General features: G+C 35.9%; 5 protein-coding genes and 1 pseudogene. 1 reads left to right on the top strand and 5 read right to left on the bottom strand.

Annotated elements, in window-relative coordinates; genetic code table 11:
• Positions 1-180: 180 nt before the first annotated feature.
• Positions 181-588, bottom strand: coding sequence for a hypothetical protein (locus ACFYKT_RS21155; RefSeq protein ID WP_389223787.1), 408 nt, complete (start codon positions 586-588; stop codon positions 181-183).
• 642 nt (positions 589-1230) lie between these two features.
• Between ACFYKT_RS21155 and ACFYKT_RS21150 the strand changes: the two are divergent.
• Positions 1231-2507: pseudogene (locus ACFYKT_RS21150) on the top strand (DUF5068 domain-containing protein).
• Positions 2508-2586: 79 nt separating this feature from the next.
• Here the strand turns inward: ACFYKT_RS21150 and ACFYKT_RS21145 are convergent.
• From ACFYKT_RS21145 to corA, 4 genes are all read right to left on the bottom strand, one after another.
• Positions 2587-3795: an MDR family MFS transporter gene (locus ACFYKT_RS21145; protein WP_389223784.1), complete on the bottom strand. Its 1209-nt coding sequence runs from the start codon at positions 3793-3795 to the stop codon at positions 2587-2589.
• Between the two features lie 149 nt (positions 3796-3944).
• Positions 3945-4619: an AlkZ-related protein gene (locus tag ACFYKT_RS21140; RefSeq protein ID WP_389223781.1), complete on the bottom strand. Its 675-nt coding sequence runs from the start codon at positions 4617-4619 to the stop codon at positions 3945-3947.
• Between the two features lie 106 nt (positions 4620-4725).
• Positions 4726-5229 carry a DinB family protein gene (locus ACFYKT_RS21135; RefSeq protein ID WP_389223778.1) on the bottom strand — a complete coding sequence of 168 codons (504 nt, stop codon included), beginning with the start codon at positions 5227-5229 and terminating at the stop codon, positions 4726-4728.
• Positions 5230-5390: 161 nt separating this feature from the next.
• Entirely contained in the window at positions 5391-6332 is a 942-nt protein-coding gene (gene corA, locus ACFYKT_RS21130; RefSeq protein ID WP_389223775.1) for a magnesium/cobalt transporter CorA, read from the bottom strand.
• Between the last annotated feature and the right edge of the window lie 5 nt (positions 6333-6337).

Genomic DNA, 6337 nt, shown 5'->3' with positions numbered 1-6337 from the left:
TCCATTATGGAGTCCTCCTTGGTTAACAAATTAGGGGTCATTTCGCCACGATTTGACACCCCATATCATACCAAGAGGGCTCTTTTTTGTTCAAGTCCCCGAAAATCCTTCTAACAGGAATGCTCCTTATTGAAAGTTTAAGCTCATTTTAGGGGACAATGGGACAGGTCCCTTGTCCCACTACCCATTAAACTTTTTACGTCTTTTTATCAAAATGATCGCCACAATACCAAAAGCTATAAATACAGGAATCCAAATATACATTTGATTTCCCCCATTTTCATTGCTTAAATCTACTATCTCACTTGGCGGCTCTCCTTCACCAAGTACCTCTAGATCTTGCTGTAAAGAACTAAGTTTATTCGTTCGATCACAAATGACTGTAACAAGTGTGTTTTCCCCATACATGGTTGATTCATGGGCATAAACCAAATAATCTTGGCCCACTTTAAAATCAATTCCGCAGTCTCCACCCCCTTGACCAGTAGTAATTATTACCTGTGATTGTTGAATTCCTTTCCATGTGTTAGTGACTTCAAAGAGGACTGACTTCGGTGTATATCCTTTTTTGTCCTTTTTGTCTTTCACCTCAACAACTTTCCCACTAAATACTGCTTGTGAACGTTAAAATTCTTCCTCAACACTAGGTAACTCTGCACATGAACAAGCACTTGAAATAGAAGGAAACAAACCTATTATTAAAACCCCGATGAAAACAAATGAAAAATATTGAATAATCTTCTTCATACCATCACCTCTGATTGTCTTTTTTATTGAAAGGCTTTGTTAAATAATATTGCTGGTGCAAAAAAATCGCCATCGGTATACCCGCTCATTAAATTATTCATTCGAATAAAACGCATTCTTGTCAACACCGATGGCTTTATCAACATCAATCATCCTTTATTCTTTATAATAGACGGATGGTCTGTTAAACAGTTACAAACTAATTGCAAAATAATTGGAAATGGCGGCCCATTATTCATAAACGTCTTTGAAGTAAAACTCCCAACTAATCTCACACAATCATTTAAGCCTTTTATCACTTCATTTTTCCACACTAATAAACTTTGAGTTGTATCCCTTATTATTTTTAGTTCAAATAGAACAGTTCCCTCCTTTCTCCCTATTAGGTATATTTTGCCAACGTTAGCCCTTTTTACCCTTTGTGCAATTACCATATTATAGTAGGATTAGAGAATCATTTTTAATTGGAGGTTGTTTAGATTTATGTCAAAAAAACTAGTTACCTTACTCTTCGCTATGCTATTAGCTGCATTTGTATTAACTGGGTGTAGTGGAGATAAGCAAGCATCTAAGGAAAAAGAATCAGAAAGCTCTAAAGAAACAGCTGTCGTAAAAGAGGATACGCAAGAAGAAAAAGATGATGCGGATGAAGTAACGGAAGAAGCCGATACAAAGGAAAGCAAAAGCTCAAGTGACTTTTCTGAATTAATTAGCTATATGGAAAAGGAAACAGAAGGAACAACTAAGATCCTTTATGAAAATGACAACCCTCAAAAGCATGAGATGGAAGGCGTTTCTGTTTCACTAGATGCCTATAAACTTATTGAATTAAAAGACTTTCATACTGATTTTATGATTCCATTTAACGATCAAACGAATGGCGGCGTCATCATTGCTAAATATACGGTAACGAATGAAACGGACAAAGATGCCTACTATATGCCAGCTTTTTATCTGAATTTTACAGGTGCCGAAAAGGCTTATGATAACTATAGAGACCTTTTGCCGGAGGATGATCAGCTATCTACAAAGCTTACACATTCGAATGGTTATTTAATCAAAGCTGGAGAATCAATAACTGGTTATTATACTTATCCATTTGGAGAAGATCATTTAAAACAAGTGCTTAATCAACAGCTTTAGTTGAAGTACCTAAACCTCAATCTGTAAAAGATGATTTCTCTTCTACATTCGGTAAGGAAGGGCAATTCACACTGTCTCTTAATGAGCTTGGAGAGAAAAAAGTGGAAGGAAATAAGAGCTTTTATCAAGATAAAGCAACTGTAGAGGACTGGGGCACAAAGACAATGATCGAAGAAAAAAGCGGCATTGGAAAAAGTGAGCCTTTAGGAGAGGCTACTGTTACTTTAGATGGATATCAATTCACTGAATTTGTACCAAATGAAGTGGAAGCACCAAGATTTGAAGCGTTCAATAATGGAGTAGTTCTGTTAACTGTAAAATTTAATATTGATAATAAAGAAACCTCAGAGATTGCTCAAAGTTCAATCAGTTCTAAGCTAACAGTTAATGACGGCACACAATATATGCTTAATGAAGGCATGCTGCTTAATTATCGATATGATGATGTAATTGCACCTGGAACTTCGGATGAGTTACTGCAAATCTATGTATTAGAAAAAGAAATGTACGATAAAATTTGGAAAGATAAATCATTTGAAATTGAAATCGGACCTATGAAGGATAAGGAAGCAAAGGATCTTTCAAAAGGGAAAAAAGTTACGTTTACTTTAAAATAACTATTCCATTAAGCCTTTCCTCAAATTCTACCCGAGGAAAGGCTTTATTACTAACAAGATAAAGAGATGGGTCCAATTTTCACGTACCATATCTCTGTACTCCTCTGGAAGACTCTGCAGATTGATCCCCCGCTCGATAAAAAACAATACTAATTAAGACAATGAAGGCCATTGTACCGAATAAAGGGGCTCCACTTCCAAACGTCAATAGCCACCCGCCAATGATCGGCCCGACGAAGCTGCCGATATTTCTAAATTGCGTTGCCCCTAAATAGGTTCCCTTTTGGTCATCAGGAGCAATCTGATCAATAAGTATATTCATTGAAGGAAACGTAAAAATTTCACCTAATGTCACAACAGTAATAGCAGCAATTAACATAGGGAGATTCGTTCCAAATATAAAAAGAATATAGCCGGCACCAAAAAAGACGATCCCGATTGTCATCGAATTTACAGCAGATAATTTTTCACTCCAAAGACTGATTGGAAATTGCAGCAGAATAACGATCGCAGCGTTTAGTGAAATTATTACTGAAAATAAATAAACCCCGTTTTCAAAAGTCATTTCTAAAAATTGTGGAACAGTAGAATCCAATTGAGAGTACCCAATATTAATAAAGATTGCACCTAAAATAAAGAAAATAAGTGCACGATTTGATGATACAATTTTTAGCATTTGATAAATGTGAACAGGTGACTTGCTAATAACTTGCCGCATTGTATACCGATTTAGAATAACGAAGAGAAAGCCGCCGTATATACAATACATAAAGCCTGTGATAAAAAACGGGATACTTTGTGAAGAAACAGTTGCAATATAAGCCCCCAGCAATGGACCAATAACACCCGCAATATTAATAGCTGTATAACGAAGCGTAAACATTCTTTTGCGTTGATCAGGTTCAGTGAAGTCAATCATTAGCGCTTGTGTTGATGGCTCAAAAAAGGAGCGGCATAATCCATTTAAGGCGTTCAGAAAAATAAATAGGTAAATACTTTTTGCTAATCCAAAGCCAATGAAAACGAAACTCCAAACAAAAATGGTCGTAAGGATGACCTTTTTTCGACCAAAGCGATCTGTTAAATACCCGCCAATAAAACCCCCTATTGTTGAGACGAGCGGTGCTACCCCTATCGTTAATCCAATTAATATCGGGTTAACCCCCTGTGTATTATGCAGATACAGAGCCAAAAATGGAATGGCCATGAAACTGGCTATTCTCGTGAAAATTGTCCCCCCAAGAATAACCCAAACGAGGATATGGAAAGATTTTGTCTTTTTCATCATGTACGTATCCCTTCAGTCTAATTTATATAAAAATTGCCACAAAAAAAACACACGTTCGATTATGTTGATTATAATCGAAGGCGTGCTCCTTTTAAACAACTATTTCTGTGTAAAGAAAATTGTCGATCATATTAAATTTTTCCACTGAATCATCCAAATATTTTTTCTAGTTTTTTTAAAGAAGTCTCATTTCTACCTACATTTTTAAAGTGAGTCAGAAGATACTTCTTGGCTTCTTCCTTATCAACTCCAATAGAGCCGATCTGATTTCTTTTTGCCCAAGAATTATAAGTTTCAAAAGAAGTACTACTCCAGCCATTCTTTTCCCCATCTTCATTCCTTTTTTCCTGTATGCCTGAAATAACAATATCCATGGTTCCTTGTAATTCTACTAATGCATTTTCAAATAGCTTCTTATTTTCCTTTTCCCTTAGTTCAGCCCTTGTCCTCAATGCTCTTGTATCGATTCCTTCTTCTTGATAAATTATTCTATATATATGTAATGCTTCCTTTGATACGTTCCCGTTGTAATAACGTTCTTCAACCGTACTATCATAGCCAAGTACCTTTTTAAAATAAGGAAGTAACTGTCGGGATACGAGTACTGATTTTTTCTTCATAAACTTCCCGTACCCAGCTATGCCATCTGCGGAAAACTTAGTCCTCCAATTCCAAGGATCATATTCAGTTCCAGTATGCCAAGACTCTTCTAAAGTAATGCTATTTAAGGATGGGAAATCTGGTATCAGGGGGGCTAAAGGCAGCAATCCAATCTCTTCAATTACATTCACAGCTTCCTCATACGTTTTCACTCTATAATCCACTAGTAAAAGAGCTCCTTTATATTAAATTTTCCTTCTATCTTCGCTAAACACATCAAAATCCTTTTCTTTATGGGACATGGGGAAACGTACCATGCCCTTCTTCCCATTATTTAAAAAGAAAATATACATAATCCGTTGGAATTCCTCGTTCACCTTGCTGATGCAGCATGGCTGATATATTTCCACGGTGGTAGGTACCATGATTAACCACATGATGAATGAGATCAGCAAGCACGAATTCTGTACGACCAAATCGTGGATGCTCAGTAATAATGATTCGTTCTACATCCTGCTGCTCTGCAAAAAAACGATAATATTCTTCTGAAAGCAAATGATAAAGAGCTTCTAATTCTTCCATCGACGCATCAGAAGCCTCCAGCTTACGACGGTTAACTTCATTAACTGTATCCTGATAACCACTTTCCTTCATTGTCTCCAGCCACGTAACATCAGTTGCATACAAGTGGACCATTACTTCTGAAATGGATGAGAATACACTATTGATCTGCTCTTTATAAATCCTCTCAGGCAATTGTTTCAAATGCTGGAATACTTTCTGGTTAGCCCAAACGTGGTAATCGTACATTTTCTTGGCTCTGTTATCCTCCATTTTCCTATTCCCCCCATCTAATATTTAACGATTTACTATAAAAGTCTTTATTCTACACATAATCTTTATTACCTTTTCACCTAGCTTCGAAAAACATATTTGATTCATTCTGAAAACAAAAAGCGGGACAAGAGTCCTGTCCTCTGTCCCATCATCGTATTTTATTTGAACCAGCCTTTAAGCCATAATCCGATTAGCATTATAGAACCGACCACCAGCATAATAGCTAATACACCAAAGTATCCAAAATGCCATGTGAGCTCTGGCATATACTCAAAGTTCATTCCATAAATGCTTGCGATAAAGGTTAAAGGGACGAATACAGATGTCATTACAGTAAGCGTCTTCATAATCTTATTCATTCGATCAGAATTAATAGAAAGATAACTATCACGAATATCTGCGGTCATTTCTCGATTGGACTCAATCATTTCAGAAAGCTTCAGCAAATGGTCATATATATCCATGAAATAGATCCGTTCATCTTTAGGAATAATTAAATTCTCGGAATTTAAAATCCTGTAAAGTAATTCCCGCATTGGAAATATGGTTCTACGTAATCTAAGCAGCTTTTTCCTGATTTCATAAACATCCTCAATTAAATTTTGATTTGCATCTTTTGCTTCGATTTCATTTAGTTCATCTTCCATTTGATAGACACTTGGGAAGAATTCATCTACAATTTTATCCATTATTAAATAGTAAATATATTTTGCCCCTTTACTTAGAACAGCTTTATCCTCCATTACCCTTTGTTGAATGAATTCAATTTCGACTGATGCTGTAAGATGAAAGGTGACAATAAAATTATGTCCCACAAAAACATCCAATTCTTCAGGCGTAAGTGAAGATTGATTTAATGTATGCAAAACAAAAAAATCATAGCCCTCATAATGATCAAGCTTTGGGCGCTGTAAGAAATGTAAGCAGTCTTCTATCGCAAGCGGATGAAAGCTGAAATATGTTTTAAGAAGAAGAGTTTCTTCTTCAGTAGGCGAATCAAAATCAACCCAAAACCATTTGATATTTTCATCAGATAGACGATTCACTTGTATATCATTTATGAGCATTAAATCAGCTGTAACTGCAAAAGTATGAATCATATGTA

The sequence above is a fragment of the Cytobacillus mangrovibacter genome, from assembly GCF_042865275.1.
GTDB classification, from domain to species: Bacteria; Bacillota; Bacilli; order Bacillales; family Cytobacillaceae; genus Cytobacillus; species Cytobacillus mangrovibacter.
This window is presented reverse-complemented; position numbering and strand designations above follow the sequence as displayed.

Coding starts and splice junctions, on each gene's coding strand:
- corA (WP_389223775.1), bottom strand. CDS start 6,332: ATGATTCATACTTTTGCAGTTACAGCTGATTTAATGCTCATAAATGAT.
- ACFYKT_RS21135 (WP_389223778.1), bottom strand. CDS start 5,229: ATGGAGGATAACAGAGCCAAGAAAATGTACGATTACCACGTTTGGGCT.
- ACFYKT_RS21145 (WP_389223784.1), bottom strand. CDS start 3,795: ATGATGAAAAAGACAAAATCTTTCCATATCCTCGTTTGGGTTATTCTT.